Annotated in this window: 18 protein-coding genes; 11 read left to right on the forward strand and 7 right to left on the reverse strand. The window is 57.4% G+C overall.

Going from position 1 to position 18,027, the window contains the following annotated elements; genetic code table 11:
* Window positions 1–39 precede the first annotated feature (39 nt).
* Window positions 40–759: a glycerophosphodiester phosphodiesterase family protein gene (locus FIU93_RS22060; RefSeq protein WP_152506755.1), complete on the reverse strand. Its 720-nt coding sequence runs from the start codon at window positions 757–759 to the stop codon at window positions 40–42.
* Window positions 760–1,182: 423 nt separating this feature from the next.
* Between FIU93_RS22060 and FIU93_RS22065 the strand changes: the two genes are divergently transcribed.
* The 5 genes from FIU93_RS22065 (at window position 1,183) to FIU93_RS22085 (ending at window position 5,789) form a co-directional block, all read left to right on the forward strand.
* Window positions 1,183–1,767, forward strand: a complete 585-nt coding sequence (locus FIU93_RS22065; RefSeq protein ID WP_022999451.1) for a YceI family protein — start codon at window positions 1,183–1,185, stop codon at window positions 1,765–1,767.
* Window positions 1,768–1,819: 52 nt separating this feature from the next.
* Window positions 1,820–2,404 carry a cytochrome b gene (locus tag FIU93_RS22070; protein ID WP_077293030.1) on the forward strand — a complete coding sequence of 195 codons (585 nt, stop codon included), beginning with the start codon at window positions 1,820–1,822 and terminating at the stop codon, window positions 2,402–2,404.
* Window positions 2,405–2,427: 23 nt separating this feature from the next.
* Window positions 2,428–2,985 carry a YceI family protein gene (locus FIU93_RS22075; RefSeq protein WP_022999453.1) on the forward strand — a complete coding sequence of 186 codons (558 nt, stop codon included), beginning with the start codon at window positions 2,428–2,430 and terminating at the stop codon, window positions 2,983–2,985.
* A gap of 151 nt (window positions 2,986–3,136) precedes the next feature.
* Window positions 3,137–4,774, forward strand: a complete 1,638-nt coding sequence (locus FIU93_RS22080) for a fumarate hydratase (RefSeq protein ID WP_075283804.1) — start codon at window positions 3,137–3,139, stop codon at window positions 4,772–4,774.
* Between the two features lie 421 nt (window positions 4,775–5,195).
* Window positions 5,196–5,789, forward strand: coding sequence for a L,D-transpeptidase (locus FIU93_RS22085; RefSeq protein ID WP_031268808.1), 594 nt, complete (start codon window positions 5,196–5,198; stop codon window positions 5,787–5,789).
* An 82-nt stretch (window positions 5,790–5,871) separates the two neighbouring features.
* Here FIU93_RS22085 and FIU93_RS22090 read toward each other — a convergent pair whose 3' ends face one another.
* Window positions 5,872–6,441, reverse strand: coding sequence for a TetR/AcrR family transcriptional regulator (locus FIU93_RS22090; RefSeq protein ID WP_152506756.1), 570 nt, complete (start codon window positions 6,439–6,441; stop codon window positions 5,872–5,874).
* A gap of 392 nt (window positions 6,442–6,833) precedes the next feature.
* Between FIU93_RS22090 and FIU93_RS22095 the strand changes: the two genes are divergently transcribed.
* A complete protein-coding gene (locus FIU93_RS22095) occupies window positions 6,834–7,304 on the forward strand; it encodes a nuclear transport factor 2 family protein (RefSeq protein WP_022999458.1) in 471 nt (156 codons plus the stop codon).
* A gap of 114 nt (window positions 7,305–7,418) precedes the next feature.
* On the opposite strand, the gene FIU93_RS22100 is transcribed toward FIU93_RS22095, so the two are convergent.
* From FIU93_RS22100 to FIU93_RS22110, 3 genes are all read right to left on the reverse strand, one after another.
* Entirely contained in the window at window positions 7,419–8,129 is a 711-nt protein-coding gene (locus FIU93_RS22100) for a DNA helicase (protein ID WP_152506757.1), read from the reverse strand.
* A gap of 187 nt (window positions 8,130–8,316) precedes the next feature.
* A complete protein-coding gene (locus tag FIU93_RS22105) occupies window positions 8,317–8,685 on the reverse strand; it encodes a DUF971 domain-containing protein (RefSeq protein WP_055656473.1) in 369 nt (122 codons plus the stop codon).
* A gap of 75 nt (window positions 8,686–8,760) precedes the next feature.
* The gene (locus tag FIU93_RS22110) at window positions 8,761–10,197 is read right to left on the reverse strand and encodes a deoxyribodipyrimidine photo-lyase (protein ID WP_152506758.1); all 1,437 of its coding nucleotides are present in this window, start codon (window positions 10,195–10,197) and stop codon (window positions 8,761–8,763) included.
* Between the two features lie 402 nt (window positions 10,198–10,599).
* On the opposite strand from FIU93_RS22110, the gene moaA reads away from it, so the two are divergent.
* Window positions 10,600–11,589 carry a GTP 3',8-cyclase MoaA gene (moaA, locus tag FIU93_RS22115; RefSeq protein ID WP_031268810.1) on the forward strand — a complete coding sequence of 330 codons (990 nt, stop codon included), beginning with the start codon at window positions 10,600–10,602 and terminating at the stop codon, window positions 11,587–11,589.
* 61 nt (window positions 11,590–11,650) lie between these two features.
* On the opposite strand, the gene FIU93_RS22120 is transcribed toward moaA, so the two are convergent.
* Together FIU93_RS22120 and FIU93_RS22125 are read right to left on the reverse strand one after the other, a co-directional pair.
* Window positions 11,651–12,889, reverse strand: coding sequence for a multidrug effflux MFS transporter (locus FIU93_RS22120; protein WP_152506759.1), 1,239 nt, complete (start codon window positions 12,887–12,889; stop codon window positions 11,651–11,653).
* A 356-nt stretch (window positions 12,890–13,245) separates the two neighbouring features.
* On the reverse strand, window positions 13,246–14,400 hold the full coding sequence (locus FIU93_RS22125) for an Mrp/NBP35 family ATP-binding protein (protein ID WP_152506760.1): 1,155 nt from the start codon (window positions 14,398–14,400) through the stop codon (window positions 13,246–13,248).
* A gap of 354 nt (window positions 14,401–14,754) precedes the next feature.
* On the opposite strand from FIU93_RS22125, the gene FIU93_RS22130 reads away from it, so the two are divergent.
* The 4 genes from FIU93_RS22130 (at window position 14,755) to FIU93_RS22145 (ending at window position 18,022) form a co-directional block, all read left to right on the forward strand.
* A complete protein-coding gene (locus tag FIU93_RS22130) occupies window positions 14,755–15,435 on the forward strand; it encodes an SDR family oxidoreductase (protein WP_152506761.1) in 681 nt (226 codons plus the stop codon).
* A gap of 26 nt (window positions 15,436–15,461) precedes the next feature.
* The gene (locus tag FIU93_RS22135; protein WP_209009519.1) at window positions 15,462–16,052 is read left to right on the forward strand and encodes a GNAT family protein; all 591 of its coding nucleotides are present in this window, start codon (window positions 15,462–15,464) and stop codon (window positions 16,050–16,052) included.
* Between the two features lie 204 nt (window positions 16,053–16,256).
* Window positions 16,257–16,715 (forward strand): BLUF domain-containing protein, encoded by a 459-nt coding sequence (locus FIU93_RS22140; protein ID WP_152506763.1) that lies wholly within the window; start codon window positions 16,257–16,259, stop codon window positions 16,713–16,715.
* A gap of 137 nt (window positions 16,716–16,852) precedes the next feature.
* Complete coding sequence (locus tag FIU93_RS22145; protein WP_152506764.1) at window positions 16,853–18,022, forward strand: benzoate/H(+) symporter BenE family transporter; 1,170 nt, start codon at window positions 16,853–16,855, stop codon at window positions 18,020–18,022.
* Window positions 18,023–18,027 lie beyond the last annotated feature (5 nt).

The raw sequence follows: 18,027 nt of genomic DNA on the forward strand, positions 1-18,027 counted from the left end.
TGATTTCCGTCTGAATGCGAGTTGCATCACGCCGAAGCGTCAGACGGTTGCCAAAAGCTCTTTTTCCACGGACTTGAAAATTTCGACCTGGTCGATGTTCATTTGTTCGACGCCGCAGCGCACGGCTTTCTCGAAAACGGCTCGTTCAGACCCGGCGTAGAACATCTGCGTAATCAATCCGGCCTGCTTTGCCTCGTTTATGAGGTTCTCTTCCAGGTCATCTTCATGGAATTCCAGAATATGCGCACCCTGGGCAACAGCGCGCTCGACCGAACCAACGTGAGCGTAAAGAACCATGCGTCGCAGATCCGGTACCTTTGCACGGGCTTCAGCGCGGATTGCCTGATCGAACGAAAACGTCCAGGCGTCACCCAGCATGCCGCGCACTGCCAGCATGTCGCGAATTTCCGCGGGGTCGCCTTCCTTGATCTCAACATAGGTGCCAATACGGCCCTTGCAGGTATCCAGAAACGCGTCGAGCCTTGGAACTCGCTCGCCCTTGAAGGTCTCCTTGAACCAGTTCCCTGCATCAAGAAGGTCAATTTCGTCGGAAGTCATATCCGAAATTCGGCCACTTCCATCCGTCGTCCGGTCAACAGTTGCATCGTGCATCACGTAGAGGATGCCATCCCTGGACGGCCGAACATCCAACTCGACAACCTCGGCGCCAAGCGCAATTGCTCCCTCGAGCGAGGCAATCGTGTTTTCCGGAGCCTGAAGGCTGGCTCCGCGGTGGCACACAACGACGGCTTGTTTCACGGTTAGGTCTCCTGTGTCTCCAGAGTGATATCCGGAGCTTGGATAGGGCTGGCAAACGGCCACTCTAGAGGGAAGTCGATGAAACAGGTGCCTGAAATTCTTGATGAAATGATGACACTACAACTTCCCTCGCAATTTCATGTGCTTACCGGTCGCGACAACCCTTAATTGAATGACTGAACAATTCACTTCAGCCTCGGAATTCTATCGCGATTCTCACCCAATACCGCAGGGTCGACTTTCTATCCCCCTGACGCTTGAAAATCTTTCCAAAGCCACACAGTTAACGGTGAAGAAATCAACTGAATTATTGTTCAGCATTTACGAACAGTCAGTCAAATTGCACCGCACAATTTTCTTCCTATGTTCCAGTCTGCAGCGTTCATGAGCGAACGCTTCTGGTAACATCTATGAGGTTTGATCATGATCCGTCTCGCAGCTTCTGCGCTTGCCCTTTCCCTCGTTGCAGGCACCGCCCTTGCCGAACCGGTGGCCTACGACTTCGACAAGTCCCACGCCAACCTGGCTTTCTCCTATAACCACCTTGGCTACTCCACGACCGAAGGCCGTTTCGGCGAATGGGAAGGCACGCTGCTGATCGACAAGGACACGCCTGCCAATTCCTCCATCGAATTCACGATCGACGTCGGCAGCCTCGACACGTTCTGGGCAGAGCGCAACGCGCACTTCCTGAGCGCGGACTTCTTTGACGCTGAAAAATTCCCGAAGGCGACCTTCAAGAGCACCAAGGTCGAAAAGACCGGTGACAACCAGCTGGAAGTGACCGGCGACCTGACCATCAAGGACATCACCAAGCCGGTGACCCTGACCGTTGATGTCACTGCACTTGGTGAGCACCCGATGGCGAAGAAGGAAGCTGCCGGTTTTGCCGTTTCCACAGTTCTGAAGCGTTCCGACTATGGAATGGACATGTATGTTCCCTATGTAGGTGACGACATTACCGTGACCTTCCATTCCGAAGCGCTCAAGTCCGACGCGACCAACTAAGTGAACACCCTCGGAGGCCGGACAGACCGGCCTCCGTTTTCCAGGAGCCGCCATGCTGCGCAACACTTCAACCGGGTATGGAAGAATCGCCATCGCGTTCCATTGGACGATGGCAGTCTTGATCATCGGCATGCTTGGCCTCGGCCTCTACATGCACCAGCTTCCCCCGACTGAACAGGCAACCTTTGAACTCTATCAGTTGCACAAGTCGATCGGCTTTGTGGTGCTGACGCTTGCCGTGCTCCGTCTTGTCTGGCGCCTTCTCAACCCTTCGCCGAAACTGCCTGACAACATGCACCCGCTGGAAAAGGCCGGGGCGCATCTGGGACATGTCGGCCTGTACGCGCTTCTGTTTGCACTGCCACTGACCGGCTGGTTCATGGTGTCGGCCTCGCCGTGGGGCATTCCGACCATCCTGTTCAACACCTGGCCAGTGCCGCATCTGCCGGTTCCAGGTGTGCTTGGTTCGCAGGAACAGGCGGAAACCTTCTTCAAGCTGCTGCATGAATACGGCGCCTATCTGCTGATTGCGCTGATTGCCGTCCATGTCGCAGCTGCGCTGAAACACCACTTCATCGCCCGCGACGCCACGTTGAAACGCATGATTTCAACCGCACCCGCCAAGGCCGATAGCTGACAACACGAACTGGAAATCCGCAGATGACATTGAAGCATTTTACATATGCCGTTGCAGTCCTGTCGGCGACGACCTTCACCGCACCGGCGTTTGCCGACACCTGGAAAGTCGATCCGGACAAGAGCAAGCTCGGCTTTGAAGTCAAACAGGGCGGCGGCACGCTGACTGGCGTCTTCGCGTCGTGGGAAGCAGACATCGATTTTGATCCTGCGGCCCCTGAGACCGCCAAGATCAGTGCTGAAATCAAACCCATGAGCGCCACCACCGGCAACGCCCAGTTCGATGGCACCCTGCCTGGCAAGGACTGGTTCAACGCCGGGGACTTCCCGACGGCCGAATTCACGTCCGACACTGTCGAGCTTGTCGAAGGCAACAGCTACCGGGCACAGGGCACGCTCTCCATCAAGGGAATTTCCCAGCCGGTCGAGATGGATTTCACCTTGGACATCGCGGGCGACACCGCCACAGCAAAGGGGACGGCCATCGTCAACAGGCTCGACTATCAGCTTGGCAGCGGCGTCGGCACCGACACGGTCGGAGATATCGTCACCGTTACCCTGGATCTTACGGCGATCCGCTGACATCGCGTTCGGCAAACAAGACTTCCGGCTCCGACCATTTGATCAGGCTGCGGCACTTGGCGTCCGCAGCCTTTTTGCCGTATGAGAACAGCACTCAACGTTCCAGCGCTTCCCGATGTGACGGGAAGCAGCCAGATCAGGAAAGCCTCCTATGAACGCTCCGCTCACACCTCCAGCTTATCAGCACAGCGCCCTTTTCCCTCAGGGAGAAGACAAGACCCCGTATCGGAAATTGACGTCGGACCACGTCAAGACAGCCGAGTTCAACGGCGAAGAGGTACTGGTTGTCGAAGCTGAAGGTCTACGCCTTCTTGCCGAAGAGGCCTTCAAGGACATCAACCATTTCCTGCGTCCAGGCCACCTGGAACAGCTGAAGAAGATCCTGGAAGATCCGGAAGCGACCGAGAACGACAAATTCGTTGCGTTTGATCTCCTGAAAAACGCGAACATCGCCTCCCACGGTGTTCTGCCAATGTGCCAGGACACGGGCACCGCAATCATCATGGGCAAGAAGGGCCGCCGGGTCTGGACCGACGGGTCGGACGAAGCGGCACTCGGCGAAGGTTCCCGGGACGCCTATTTCAAGAAGAACCTGCGGTATTCCCAGCTCGCGCCGATTTCGATGTTCGAGGAAAAGAACACGAGCAACAACATGCCGGCACAGATCGAGCTCTATGCCGAAGGTGAAGATGCCTACAAGTTCCTGTTCATGGCCAAGGGTGGCGGTTCTGCCAACAAGACCTTCCTGTTCCAGGGCACGCCATCCCTGCTGACCCATGACCGGCTGGTGGAATTCCTCAAGGAAAAGATCCTCACGCTCGGCACCGCGGCCTGCCCGCCCTATCACCTTGCGATCGTCATCGGCGGCACGTCTGCGGAAATGAACCTCAAGACAGCAAAACTGGCTTCGGCCCGCTATCTTGACGGCCTGCCGACGCAAGGGTCGGAACTCGGACATGCCTTCCGTGACCTCGAGCTGGAAGCCGAGATCCACAAACTGACCCAGGCAACCGGCGTCGGTGCCCAGTTCGGCGGCAAGTATTTCTGCCACGATGTGCGTGTCATCCGCCTGCCGCGTCACGGCGCGTCCTTGCCAATCGGCCTCGCCGTGTCCTGCTCTGCGGACCGGCAGGCCGTCGGCAAGATCACGAAAGACGGGATTTTCCTGGAACAGCTCGAGATGCACCCGGAAAAATACCTGCCGGAGGTCACCGACGACCACCTGTCCGACAATGTGGTGAAAGTCGACCTGACCCGGCCGATGTCCGAAATCCTGGGCGAACTTTCCAAACACCCGATCAAGACCCGGTTGTCGCTTTCCGGACCGCTGATCGTTGCCCGCGACCTTGCCCATTCCAAGCTGCGTGACCGGCTGGAAAGCGGCGAGCCCCTGCCCGACTATTTCAAGAACCATCCGATCTATTACGCTGGCCCGGCCAAGACACCGGAGGGAATGCCTTCAGGTTCGTTCGGTCCGACAACCGCAGGACGCATGGATGCTTATGTCGATCAGTTCCAGGCAGCCGGCGGTTCCATGGTCATGCTGGCCAAAGGCAACCGTTCCGCTCAGGTGCGCCGCGCCTGCCAGGCTCATGGCGGATTTTATCTCGGCTCCATCGGCGGTCCGGCCGCTCGCCTTGCGCAGGATTGTATCAAGAAGGTGGAAGTGGTCGAGTTCGAGGAACTGGGCATGGAAGCCGTCTGGAGAATCGAAGTCGAGGATTTCCCGGCCTTTATCGTCATTGATGACAAGGGCAACGACTTCTTCAAGGAATTGAACCTCGGCTGAACGCCGCTTCAGCTGAAAACACCAGACCCGCGGCTTTTGCCGCGGGTTCTTTTTTGTCTGTCGACACACCAACAACAGTAACCACGCGCCGTTTTGGCGCGATTTGGATCGCGGTCATACGATTCGGCATCAGGCGCGGAATCGCCCAATCCGGATCAAAGATAGCTGACGATTTATGCCAAGGCGGGCAAATTCCACAATTTCAGCGAGCGAACGCGTCTTCATCACGTTTTTCACGAAAAATCCGTTGCAATTTCAGCACAGACGCAGGACATGGTCGGTGGTCACATCAACGTGAGATTTTCCCGAACGCCGTTTTGCGACATAATAATTAAGAGTGCGGCAAGGACATTTTCGTAACGTCACTTTGATTGAGAATCGCATCGTTGAGGCACCAGCCCGATGCTGATGGGGGATCGGAATGAAGAAACTTTTATTTGTAATGGTTGCGGTTCTGGCGGGCGCTTTTGCGCTGACCGCTCAGGCAGCTCCGCGATATGGCTACTTTGACCACAGCACGAACACCTGGGTCACTCCGAAATATCACCCGGGCGGCCCGTCCCCGGTCAAACGCAAGCGCGTGAAATATGATGGCCCGTACCCTGCAGGCACGATCGTCATCGATACCTCCGAGCGCCGTCTTTATCATGTCCTGCCTGGTGGCAAGGCCATGAAGTACGGCGTCGGCGTTGGCAAGGATGGCTTCCAGTGGGCCGGCACGCACCGCATCACCCGCAAGGCTGAATGGCCGAGCTGGACCCCGCCTGCACAGATGCGTGCTCGTGAACGTGCGAAAGGCCGTATCCTTCCGGCTTACATGCCTGGTGGACCGAACAACCCGATGGGTGCTCGCGCGATGTACATCGGCTCGACCCTTTATCGCATTCACGGCACGACTGAGCCGTGGACCATCGGTTCGGCTGTCTCTTCCGGCTGTATCCGTCTGGCAAATGAAGACGTGATCCACCTCTACAACAGCGTGACTGTTGGTTCGAAGGTCATCGTGAAGCGCTAAACTGCGGCACCAATTATCAAGAAATAAAGCCGGGCCCTGCCCGGCTTTTTTATTTGATGCTCACTTCTAAATCCCAGCTTGATCAATTTTCCTGGATGTGGGCATCGATCAGCACCGCTGCCGCGTTCTTTGCCACACCTGACGGATCCGGGTCGAACCCCATCTGAGCGGCTACGATTGCCCCCTCCTTGAGAAGGAGGATCTGTCGTGCCAGCAGATCCGCCTCGCGAGCCCCCGCCTTTTCCGCAAGACTCCTGAGTGCCGACAGAAGCAGGCGCTTGTGTTCGGTGGACTGGGCATATGCAGGGTGTACGGGGTCCTGAAACTCAGCCGATGCCTTGATGAACATACATCCCTTGAAACCGGGTTCTTCGAACCACTCTTTCAGAATATCAAAAACTGCGAGAAGCTTTTGCCTTGGCGAAAGATCGCGTTCATCCAACCTGCGCAGGAACCAGTTCCGGAAAGTCTCGTCCCGGTATCTCAACACCGCCAGGATCAGATCATCCTTGGTTCTGAAATGCTTGAACATCGTCGTCTTGGAGATGCCTGTTTCAGCAACAAGCGTATCCATGCCGGTCGCATGGAATCCGTCTCTGTAAAAGACAGCCAGAGACTTGCGTACCAGTTCATCGCGTTTGCTTGGTCGCATGAGCTTCCTTTCTGTACTGACTTGTAAATAGTCAAACATCAGCGATCGTTCAAGATACCCAAAATAGGTGCTACCCAAACAGCCGAAACACGACCTCCTCACGTTTTAATGATCTCAGACACGAAGTTAGCGCCTTGCCATCATGTACAGATCGGTACATATATAACTCGTAACTGAACAGATCGGTACACATTTATCTGTTTAACACTGCGAGGCAAACCCATGTTCTCACCAAGACCTGCATATCCGCGCGGCTTCTATCTCTTCGGCGCACTTGTTGCCGGGGTACTTGTGATCACATCAGCCTTGACCCCGGCCCCCCAGCCGCTGGACGCCCGCCTTCATGCGGGGTTGGCCTCGTCTCCTCAAATTCAGACTCTGGAGCTAGCGCGATGACAGAACAGCGCCCCCCGCTGCCGCCTTTTACCCTTGAGACCGCCCGCCAGAAGGTGCGTGCTGCGGAAGACGGCTGGAACAGCCGGAACCCGGAGAAGGTCTCGCTAGCCTATACACCGGACACCATTTGGCGGAACCGGTCGGACTTTCCGGTCGGTCGGGAGCAAGTGGTGGAATTCCTCACCAGCAAATGGCAGAGGGAACAGGAGTACCGCCTGATCAAGGAACTGTGGACCTTTGCCGGCAACCGGATTGCTGTTCGCTTTGCCTACGAATGGCACGATGCGGCCGGACAATGGTACCGCTCCTACGGCAACGAGAATTGGGAGTTCGCTCCCAATGGACTGATGCATCGCCGATTTGCCAGCATCAATGATCTCGCCATTTCCGCGAATGATCGCAAGATGCACTGGCCTCAGGGCCCGCGCCCGGCAGACCATCCTGGCCTGAGTGAACTCGGACTTTAAACATCCACAACCCACAAGCCCGCGAAAGCCCGGAACGTTTCAAGACGTTCAAGCAACCGGTGCCCTGCGTTCAGCAGGACACCGGCCGGTTATCTAAAAGACCGGCAGGGCAACTCAATGTCCGGACAGCATCATCTCGCCGTCGTGCAGGAAACAGCCCTTGTCGAAGTGCGATAGATCGACAGGATTGGTCGTGCGGATATCGGAGAACCCAGGCAGTGACCGGATCTCGGGATCAAAGCTTCTGTGGACCTGCGACAGGAAGACGAGCGTGATACGCTGCTTGTTTGCAAATTGTCTCAGCTCCTCGATCTGCGCACCGAGCGGAGGTTGCGAGCGATGCTGGTCCATGACCTGAAGATAATCGATGACGGCAATGGAGCCCGGCACAGCATCAGCCAGCGTCTCTTCAATCTTCTCGGCGCAGACGTTGTCGGAAAGCCTAATCCGGAACGCTCCCGATTTTTCCGGATCGCGGTATCCGCTGGCGGATAGCTTCATACGAACATCGCGATAAGAACATTCTGACGAAAAGAACACGGACGTTCGACCGGCCTGGGCCGCTTCTGCAAGCAACTCGAGCCCCAGCACTGTTTTGCCGTGTCCGGGCCGCGCCCCAAGGATGACCATATCGCCGGGTTCAAGCGCTGACAAAAGCCTGACCGATGGGCCTTGGTCGCGCACAGCAGACGCGAGATGGCTCCAGCTTCTGAAACCTTCGCGAACAGCAATTGCGTCCAATGCGCGGCTCAACGCGATGGATTTGCTGCGGGCAAGTGATCGGGCTTCACGCTTCAGGCGGAAAACGGGTGCAGTGAGTTTCATGGTGCGACCTCCAGATCGCGTGCATCAGCCGCAGTCCCTCCATATGCGAACGCACGATCGTCTGGTTGCCAGTATGAAACGACCCTGCAGTTCGGCTGCTGCTCCTGATGGAGGGGGATGGCTTGGGTCGAGCCACTCCCTTTATAGCTGATTCCAGCTGGCTTCAGCCAGCCCGGCCTGCTCTCAGTCAACGATCCCGTGTCAGGCCCTTGTCCGCCAGTTCCTGCAGGTAGACACCCCAGTGTGCTTCCGGATCTCTGCCTAACTCGAGGAAATACGTCCAGGTAAAAATTCCGGAGTTATGCATGTCGTCAAAATGGATACGGACAGCATAGTTGCCGACAGGTTCGATCTTCATGATCTCGACGTTGCGTTTGCCGGGCACGGTCTGCTTCTGGGATGGATTGTGGCCCTTCACTTCCGCCGAAGGTGAACACACCCGGAGATATTCGGCAGACAATTCGTGCCGCTCACCCGTGTTGAAAGCAACAGTCAGGCTCTTCTTGTCTTTCGATACGCGTAGTTCCGTCGGCCAGGGAGCAGTCGGGTCGGTCATCTCCGGGTCCTTTGATTCCACCCGGCACATGTCGCCGGGACTTGCGCGCGGACGATACCGGTAGCACGGGCACCGTCAAGCGGCGTCTTGTCCCGCCTGCTTCACCGCTTCATAGCCGTCGAGCGCTGCCTTGCGTGCCTTGGCATGGTCGACCAGCGGTTTCGGATAGGTCTCGCCAAGCGCGATACCAGCCTTTTTCAGGGTTTCGGCCGGGGCATCAAACGGTGCAAAGAGATAGTGCGTGTCCAGATCGCGCAGCTCTGGAACCCATTTGCGGATGTACACACCTTCCGGATCGAATTTTTCTCCCTGGGTAATCGGGTTGAAAACCCGAAAATAGGGAGCAGCATCAGCACCTGATCCAGCGACCCACTGCCAGCTTGCGGAATTGTTGGCAAGGTCCGCATCCACCAGCGTGTCCCGGAACCAGGCCTCGCCATGGTGCCAATGAATACGCAGATGCTTGATCAGGAAACTCGCCACGATCATGCGCACCCGGTTGTGCATGTATCCGGTTTGCCAGAGTTCGCGCATGCCGGCGTCGACAATCGGATATCCCGTTTGTCCTTTCTGCCACTTCTCCAACTCGTCGCCCGGCTCCTGCCAGGGATAGGCATCGAACGTTGAACGCCAGTTGTCCGACGGCAATTTCGGAAAATGGTAGAGCAAGTGGTACGCAAATTCCCGCCAGGCAATCTCGGACAGGAATTTCATACCGTCACCGGCAACCGACGATTTCCGGTCCATTACCTTCTGCGTTGCATGCCAGATCTGTCGGGGTGAGATTTCGCCGAAGTGGAGATGCGGCGACAAACGCGACACGTTCGGAAGATCAGGGCGATTGCGCAATGTGCCATAGCCCTTCAAGCCTTCCTCGAAGAAGCCTTCCAGCCGCTCCGCAGCGCCAGCTTCACCGGGCTGCCAGCAATCCTCCCATCCCTTTGCCCAGTTCGGTTTCGTGGGCAAGAGGTCAAAGCTCTCAAGCTTTTCACCGCCATCGTAGTCCGCAAATTCCAGCTTCTCCGGTGCTGGCAAGGCGTCATCGATGGTCTTTTGCTGAGCAGCCTTCCAGAACGGCGAATACACCTTGAAGGGGCCGCCTGATTTGGTCTCCAGTTCCCAGGGTTCGAACAAGAGGGACGCCTTGAAGCTTTTGACTTCAAACCCGTCTTCTTTCAGCACCTTCTTGAGATCGGTGTCCCGCTCGATTGCATGTGGTTCGTAGCATCGATTCCAGAAGACGGCCTCGGCCTCGACTTCCTTTGCAAGCTGTGGGATCAGGTGTCTCGCGCTCCCCCGCAGGAAGATCAGACCCGGCAGATCCGCCTTCAAGGACGCCAGGCTGTGATGCAGCCACCAGAGGCTTGCCCCGCCAAGCGGGTGCGTTTCACCGGCCTGCTCTGATGGTTCAAGGATGAAGACCGGAAGGACACGTCCCTTGCGGGCCGCCTCGAACAGGGCCGGATTGTCTTTAATGCGCAAATCCTGTCGAAACCAAACAAGTGTTGTCATGCTGCTCCTGCCGCTTGCTACAGCTCAGATACGCCGCAAAACACAATCGGATCAATGGTGTGCCGGATTTTTTGGCTCCAATACCGGGCGAGCGGCAAGTAAAGTGGATCTCCTAGGATTGTGACCGGACCAAGCACTCGTCAGTGGGCGCTTCGATGCATGTTCCTGGTCGCGCAGGCGAGTGAATTCCGGCATCTTTCCAATTGATTTGACAAGAGTACACTCACGAGTTTACCTGATGCCGTAAACCGGACATTTGCAGTCCGGTTTCAATTGATCTTGCCCACATCGACGCCATATGATCTGGATAAGATAAAAATCGAGGGAGAGCGAAACGTGACAGACGGCAAGATTGTGGTCCCGGCACAAGCGGCAATCGGAAAAGCGGAATCACATGGTCCGATGATCGACCCGTTCGGCCGCGCCGTCACCTACCTTCGCGTCTCCGTGACCGATCGTTGCGATTTCCGTTGCGTGTATTGCATGGCGGAAGACATGACCTTCCTGCCCAAACGCGAAGTGCTCAGCCTTGAAGAGCTCGACCGCCTGTGCACTGCCTTCATCGAAAAAGGCGTCCGCAAACTGCGCCTGACCGGCGGTGAGCCGCTGGTCCGCAAGAATATCATGAGCCTTATCCGCAGCCTTGGCCGGCATCTGGACAGTGGCGCTCTGGAAGAGTTGACACTGACCACAAACGGCTCGCAGCTCGCCCGCTACGCGCAGGAACTTTACGATTGCGGCGTGCGCCGGATCAATGTGTCGATCGATACGCTCGATCCGCAGAAATTCAAGGCAGTCACCCGCTGGGGCGACCTTGGCAAGGTCATGGACGGAATCCGAGCAGCGACTGCCGCGGGCCTCCAGATCAAGATCAACATGGTTGCTCTCAAGGACGTCAACGAGCATGAGATCGTGACGATGCTTGAGTGGTGTCATGAGCACGGTCACGACCTGACCCTGATCGAGACCATGCCACTTGGCGAGATCGACGGCGACCGCACGGACCAGTATCTGCCGCTCTCGACCGTGCGTGCGCGCCTGGGCGAGCAATTCACATTGACGGACATCCCCTACAAGACTGGCGGACCTGCCCGGTATGTGACTATCGAGGAAACCGGTGGTCGTCTCGGCTTCATCACGCCGATGACGCATAACTTCTGTGAAAGCTGCAACCGGGTGCGCGTCACCTGCACCGGCCAGCTATACATGTGCCTTGGTCAGGAAGACATGTCGGATCTTCGCGCGCCTCTGCGCGCTTCGGAAGGCAACGACCTTCTGAACGATGCAATCGACGAGGCCATCGGGCGGAAGCCAAAAGGGCATGATTTCGTGATTGACCGGAACCGCAACCAGCCTGCAGTTTCCCGGCACATGAGCGTCACCGGCGGTTAAACAGCCAAAACTTCAGTTACCCAGGCAACAGCAAGTTCAGCGACCTTGAAAACCGGCAAAACTATTCTGCCGGAACAAGCTCGGCGCGCGTGGTGTAGAACCTGATGCAGACGGTCGCGATCAGGCTGCACCCGATGCCCAGTCCCATCATCAGGATCATGCCCCAGGGCGAGGAGGCCAGCAGGCCATCGGCATAAAGCGAGGCGACAATGGATCCGGCCAGCGCGCCCATGGCGACCTGAAGTGACGCCGTCAGGCCGGAAGCAGCTCCCGTCAACTCAGGCCGTACACTGACAGCACCGGACAAGGCACTTGGCAGGCAAACCCCATTGCCGAGACCAAGAAGGAACATCGGCAGGAAGAGGCTGGGTGCGCTCAACGCTCCGAAATAGGCAAACCCGGAGATTATCGCCACGCAGACAACGCCGATGAGAGTGCCGGACAGTATCATCCGAAACAGGCCAACTCGCTCGGCAAACCGGCCGGAGATGAAGTTTCCAGCGATATAACCGAGCGCCACGAACATGAAGTAGAACCCCATTTCCTGCGCACTCAGGGACAGGAGATCGGCGGCAATAAAGGGAGCCCCTCCCAGATAGGCGAAGTAGGCAAGCGCGTTGGACGCCGCTGTCAGACTGTAGCTCCAGTAGAGCGGCTCACGGCAGAGGGTCGCATAGGATTTCAGGATCTGCCGCCCACCAGCCGCTTTTCGGTTCAGGTGCGTTTCAGGCAGAAGCGCAATGCTTGCCCACAGAACCGCCACTCCGAACATCAGCAGCAGCACAAACCCGCCCTGCCAGCCATAGTATTGATCCAGAATTCCGCCGATTGCTGGTGCCACTGTCGGCATCACCGCCATGCCCATGGTGACATAGCCGATCATGCTGGCCGCCTGCTTGGGGCTGTAGAGATCACGCAGGATCGCACGGCCAAGGACCATTCCCGTACAGCCACCGGCAGCCTGAAGAACCCGGGCGGCGATCAAGGCTTCGATTGTTTGCGCAAACAGACAGAACACGCTGCCGATTACGAACAAAGCCATGCCGAGAATGATTACCGGCCGGCGGCCGAACTGATCCGACAAAGGCCCCCAGAACAACTGGGAAACCGCAACCGCGATGAAATAAGCGGACATCGACAGCTGAATCTCGCCCGCGGTTGCGGAAAAGACCACCATCATTCCTGCCAGGGACGGCAGGTATATCTGCATGGCAAGCGGGCTGACCGATGAAATCGCTACAAGCACCGCCAGGGATGGTTTGGCATCGGTGCTGGAAGTCTGAGTTCGGCTGGTGAGCATGCCCGGGAAGGAACCTTTTGGTTTTCACCCTCGCGGGCGATATATTCATGTTCGAATATATATTGGCCGCGTGATCCGGACGTGAAAACCTGAATTGCTACAGGCCCAACATCGAAAGACGGCAGAAACCGCTAATGTTTCTCCTCATTGGCTTTGAAATTGTTTCAACTTTTCAAGACTGACCCGAGCCTTCGCAACGGGTGGAAACTGCTGCATTTCACGGATAAATCTGCGATCAACACCACTAGTCCTGCAGCCAGCTAAACCCGGATGAAAAAAGGCCACAGCTCTCGCCGTGGCCAAAACTTGTCTCGTCGCCTAATCAGGAATTACCCAGGGATCGACCCTGCCCTGTATCAATCGAAGACGATGTTGGGGGCGGCTCGTGTGGGTTCCGCGCTCTCCCGATCAATGCTGTCGAGTACCTTGGTAGCAATGTCCTTGTAGATGCCTGCGACCGAGCCTTCCGGATCGGACACCACCACCGGTGTTCCGGCATCGGAGGTTTCACGGATCTTCATCGTCAAGGGAACTTCGCCCAGGAAAGGAACGTTCAGCCGGTCCGCTTCCGCGCGCGCTCCGCCATGGCCGAAGATATCATGGCGACCACCGCAATCGGGGCACAAGAAGTAGCTCATGTTCTCGACAATCCCCAGCACGGGAACATCGACACGCTTGAACATGTTGAGACCCTTGCGGGCATCAATCAGGGCAAGGTCCTGCGGTGTCGACACGATAACGGCTCCGGCCAGCGGCACTTGCTGGGCCATGGTGAGCTGGGCGTCGCCGGTTCCCGGTGGCATGTCGACCACAAGGACGTCAAGTTCGCCCCAGGCTACTTCGCGCAACATCTGGGTAAGCGCGGAAATAACCATCGGTCCACGCCAGATCATTGGCGTTTCCTCTTCCACCATGAAGCCCATGGACATCACCTTGATGCCATAGCCTTCCATTGGCTTGAGCATTCTGCCCGACAAAGCTTCCGGCCTGCCGGAAACATTGAACAGCCGCGGCACCGAGGGCCCGTAGATATCAGCATCCAGGACGCCGACCTTCTTGCCGAGGGAGGCCATCGCCAAGGCGAGGTTCGCCGTGGTGGTGGATTTGCCAACACCGCCCTTGCCGGACGCAACCGCGACAATGTGCTTGATGCCCGGCACACCCGGTTTTGCAGGCGCCTGCTCTTCCGCAGGTCGCCGAGGCTGTTGGGGGGCTGGTTTGGGAGCTGATTGTTGTGCCGCATTGCGAGCGCCGCCCGCCGCCCGTTCGGCAGTCAGCGCGACCATCACGGTTTCGACGCCATCCACTTCCTTGACCACCTTTTCAGCGGCCTGGCGCAGAGGCTCAAGCTCCTGTGCGCGCTCTGCGGGAACTGTGATGGAAAAAACAACACGGCCATCGGACACAAACACGTCCGAGACAAGGCCCAACGAGACGATATCGCCTTCAAGGTCTGGTCCCTTGATCTGCCTCAGTCGTTCCATGACTGCGCTTTTTATGGTGTCGGTCATCTTTCGGTCCTGTTTCGTACACCGGCCACTGTGTTCAACCGGCTATTTCCGGTGCGAACTCTAGTTCGCCGCTCCATTCAGGCAACCTGCCAAAATGAAGCACGGCGCGTTCCGGTTTCAGACCGCGAGTCATAGAAGGGGTGAAAATCCGACACAAGCCCTGCGCAGTTGAAAGCCGCAAGCTTCAGAAGCTTTCATAACCATGGAATTGGCCATGGTTGCTGCTGGATCTCGCGATTGTTACCCCTCCTTAAAGGGAGACAATGTTTTCGTTGAACAGCCAGACGGCCCGGTTAATTTGTTACGGCTCTATACAGCGTCCTTCCCAAGACATTCCAGCTTCAGGAATTTGACATGCCAACCTGCCTCATCACCGCAGCCAATCGCGGGATCGGTTATGAACTTGCCCGCGCCGCACTGGACAGTGGTTGGACCGTTTACGGCTCCGTCCGCACGCAGCAGTCGGCTGACGAGACAGCGGAACGGCTCGGCAAAGATTTTCATCCGTTGGTTTTCGATGTGAGAGACCATGCCGCCGTTCGCGCGGTCGCCGGCGACCTCGACACCCCGCTGAACCTTTTGATCAACAACGCGGGCATCATCACTCCGGAACGTCAAAGCGCACTCGATATGGATTTCGAGGGTTTTGCCGAAACCCTGGCCGTCAACACCCTTGCACCTTTGGCGGTCTCACAAGCTTTCCTGCCTCATTTGCGCCGGTCGGGATCCAGTCGAATCCTGACTATCTCCAGCCAGATGGCCTGGATGGGATACCGGAAGTCGGACACCCTCGCCTACCGTGCCTCCAAGGCGGCAGTGAACAAGGTCATGCAGGGGCTGGCGACCGATCTGGAATCCGAAGGCATTCCGGTCGCACTGATAGATCCGGGCTGGGTGCGTACGGACATGGGCGGCCAGTTGGCAGACAATGACCCGGTGGATGTGGCGCGGGGCGTTCTGAAGATTGCCGGTTCCCTGTCTGTTACCGATACCGGAAAGTTCTTCAAATGGAGCGGAGAAGAGCGTCCGTTCTGACCTGCCAATTCGACTGGAGACACATGATGGCCTGGCCTCTCCCCGTAACCCTGAAGGGCAGTACCGGCACACTTGCGCCCTTGAGCCTTTCCCACGCCGCCGATCTGTCTGAAGCTGCCGCCGACGGCGAACTGTGGAAGCTTTGGTATACCAGCGTCCCGAAGCCGGATGCCGTTCGGGCGGAAATTGAAAGACGGCTCTCGCTTCAGGAAGCCGGCTCGATGCTTCCGTTCGCCGTGTTGACGCCAACCGGCAAGGCCGTCGGCATGACGACCTATATGAACATCGATGCGGCCAACAAGCGCGTCGAAATCGGTTCGACCTGGTATCGCAAGGCCGTGCAGCGCACTCGCCTCAACACGGAATGCAAACGCATGCTGCTGGCACATGCGTTTGAGGAACTGGACTGCATCGCGGTCGAATTCCGGACGCACTTCATGAATCACCAAAGCCGCGCCGCGATCGAAAGGCTAGGTGCCAAACTGGATGGTGTTCTGCGATCCCACCAGCGCTCGCCCAATGGAGCGCTCAGGGATACGGCGGTTTATTCGATTCTTCCTCACGAGTGGCCTGCCGTAAGAGCCAGTCTCGATTTCAAGCTCGAAGCCGGTGCCTGACCTCCTTATCCACACAAAGATGTACGCACGTTGTATTGCACAGTTTTCTTGTTCTGTTCACCGGGCTGCAAAGCACACTTTTGCGGAGGACTTGGCAACGCTTCGGTAACACGAAAAGCTCTTCTTCGTATTTGATTCAAATTTTAAGCAAATGTGAGGAATTGAAGCGCAGGCTGGTTTCATCGGCAAAAGGATGGACACGCCATGGAACTTTACCGCGCCTGCTACCGAAGCAAGATCAACTGGGGCAAGATGCGTCTGCCCCTGCCCGACGAAATCGACAAGACGTTGCTGCGTATTCGGCGGATCAACAGAAAGGCCGGCGTAACCGGTGCGCTTCTGCTGGTCGATCAGCACATCATCCAGGTTCTGGAAGGCCTGACCGGCCCGGTGCTTGATACCGTCTATTGCGTGATGAACGATCCGCGTCTTGAAGCCATCGAGGGCATCATTCACGAACCGGCGGATTTCCGGCTGTTCCCGAATTCACTGATGTTCTTCCGGGATCTGACCGATGGCCTGGCCGCTTCCAAGCATGACGTGCTGCGCCCTCTGCTTGACCACCCTGCCGACGTAACGCGGGAAGAAGCCTACCGGGCGTTCGGACATTTCGCGCAGGAACTTCAGGAAGGCCGCCTGACCAACGACATGTTGATGATCTGAGCCGCTCCGGGTTTTCTGCCGCGGAGCCCCAGCTCATCACATGTTTCGCAAAATTATCCGGTTCGTGGCCGCAAGGTCCTAGTCCGATTGCCAAGCATGCCGATATTGTGCGCCCTTGTTAACTGGGGGATTGCATCATGTCAGGCAGGTTCGCCGGCCTTCAGCCGGTATCAGCCGGCTTTCTTGCTGCCATTGTCGGCTTTGCAAGTTCATTCGCTATCGTCATTCAAGGGCTGACAGCAGCCGGCGCTTCCCCAGCCGAAGCAACCAGCGGCCTGATGGCACTGTCCATTTCCATGGGCCTTTGCGCGATCGTTGCCTCCCTCGCCACGAAGATCCCCGTCAGCATCGCGTGGTCGACACCCGGTGCCGCGCTCCTTGCGACAGCCGGCCCGCTCGAAGGAGGCTTTTCGGCAGCCGTTGGTGCTTTTCTGGTTTGTGGCGCGCTTATCGTACTCGCGGGCCTGATCAAGCCTTTCGGACGGGCGGTCGCAGCCATTCCGGCACCACTTGCCAACGCGATGCTGGCAGGTGTCCTGTTCGGACTGTGCCTTGCGCCGGTAAGAGCCGTCGCAGAACTGCCTTACAGCGCACTAGCCATCATTGCCGTCTGGGCGATTGCCCTGCGCTTTTTCAGGCTCTTCGCGGTTCCCCTTGCCATGGTCATGACATTCGCGATCGGCCTTTCGAGCAGCGGCCCGATCGACCTGAGCAACGTCCAGCCGATCACCGAACCAGTCTGGATCGCACCCTCGTTTTCCCTGGAAGCATTGATCAGTATCGCGCTGCCGCTCTTCATCGTGACGATGGCGTCCCAGAACATCCCGGGTGTCGCTGTGCTGTCCGCCTATGGATACCACCCCAAAAGCGGACCGCTTTTCACTCTGTCCGGCGTCTTCAGTATGCTGTCCGCCCCATTTGGCGGACATGCGGTCAACCTTGCCGCCATCACGGCAGCAATGTGCGCGGGTGAAGATGCGCACCAGGATCCGGCAAAGCGTTACTGGGCGGCCGTGACCGCAGGTGCGGTCTATGTCCTGTTCGGCCTATTCGCAGGGCTGGTGATGGCCTTTGTCGCGGCCACGCCGACTATCCTGATCGAAGCCGTTGCGGGATTGGCCCTGCTGGGGGCTTTTGCCTTTTCCATCAGCGAGGCCACAAAGGCTCCCGCCGACAGGGACAGCGCCATCATTACCTTCATGGTGACGGCTTCCGGGGTTAGTTTCCTGGGTGTTTCGGGTGCATTCTGGGGACTGCTGGCCGGCGGTGCCTTCATGGCACTTTCGCGAACCAAAACGGCAAAGTAACACCT

It is taken from the genome of Labrenzia sp. THAF35, assembly GCF_009363595.1.
GTDB classification, from domain to species: domain Bacteria; phylum Pseudomonadota; class Alphaproteobacteria; order Rhizobiales; family Stappiaceae; genus Roseibium; species Roseibium algicola.

Coding starts and splice junctions, on each gene's coding strand:
- FIU93_RS22065 (WP_022999451.1), top strand. CDS start 1,183: ATGATCCGTCTCGCAGCTTCTGCGCTTGCCCTTTCCCTCGTTGCAGGC.
- FIU93_RS22070 (WP_077293030.1), top strand. CDS start 1,820: ATGCTGCGCAACACTTCAACCGGGTATGGAAGAATCGCCATCGCGTTC.
- FIU93_RS22075 (WP_022999453.1), top strand. CDS start 2,428: ATGACATTGAAGCATTTTACATATGCCGTTGCAGTCCTGTCGGCGACG.
- FIU93_RS22080 (WP_075283804.1), top strand. CDS start 3,137: ATGAACGCTCCGCTCACACCTCCAGCTTATCAGCACAGCGCCCTTTTC.
- FIU93_RS22085 (WP_031268808.1), top strand. CDS start 5,196: ATGAAGAAACTTTTATTTGTAATGGTTGCGGTTCTGGCGGGCGCTTTT.
- FIU93_RS22090 (WP_152506756.1), bottom strand. CDS start 6,441: ATGCGACCAAGCAAACGCGATGAACTGGTACGCAAGTCTCTGGCTGTC.
- FIU93_RS22095 (WP_022999458.1), top strand. CDS start 6,834: ATGACAGAACAGCGCCCCCCGCTGCCGCCTTTTACCCTTGAGACCGCC.
- FIU93_RS22100 (WP_152506757.1), bottom strand. CDS start 8,129: ATGAAACTCACTGCACCCGTTTTCCGCCTGAAGCGTGAAGCCCGATCA.
- FIU93_RS22105 (WP_055656473.1), bottom strand. CDS start 8,685: ATGACCGACCCGACTGCTCCCTGGCCGACGGAACTACGCGTATCGAAA.
- FIU93_RS22110 (WP_152506758.1), bottom strand. CDS start 10,197: ATGACAACACTTGTTTGGTTTCGACAGGATTTGCGCATTAAAGACAAT.
- moaA (WP_031268810.1), top strand. CDS start 10,600: ATGATCGACCCGTTCGGCCGCGCCGTCACCTACCTTCGCGTCTCCGTG.
- FIU93_RS22120 (WP_152506759.1), bottom strand. CDS start 12,889: ATGCTCACCAGCCGAACTCAGACTTCCAGCACCGATGCCAAACCATCC.
- FIU93_RS22125 (WP_152506760.1), bottom strand. CDS start 14,400: ATGACCGACACCATAAAAAGCGCAGTCATGGAACGACTGAGGCAGATC.
- FIU93_RS22130 (WP_152506761.1), top strand. CDS start 14,755: ATGCCAACCTGCCTCATCACCGCAGCCAATCGCGGGATCGGTTATGAA.
- FIU93_RS22135 (WP_209009519.1), top strand. CDS start 15,462: ATGGCCTGGCCTCTCCCCGTAACCCTGAAGGGCAGTACCGGCACACTT.
- FIU93_RS22140 (WP_152506763.1), top strand. CDS start 16,257: ATGGAACTTTACCGCGCCTGCTACCGAAGCAAGATCAACTGGGGCAAG.
- FIU93_RS22145 (WP_152506764.1), top strand. CDS start 16,853: ATGTCAGGCAGGTTCGCCGGCCTTCAGCCGGTATCAGCCGGCTTTCTT.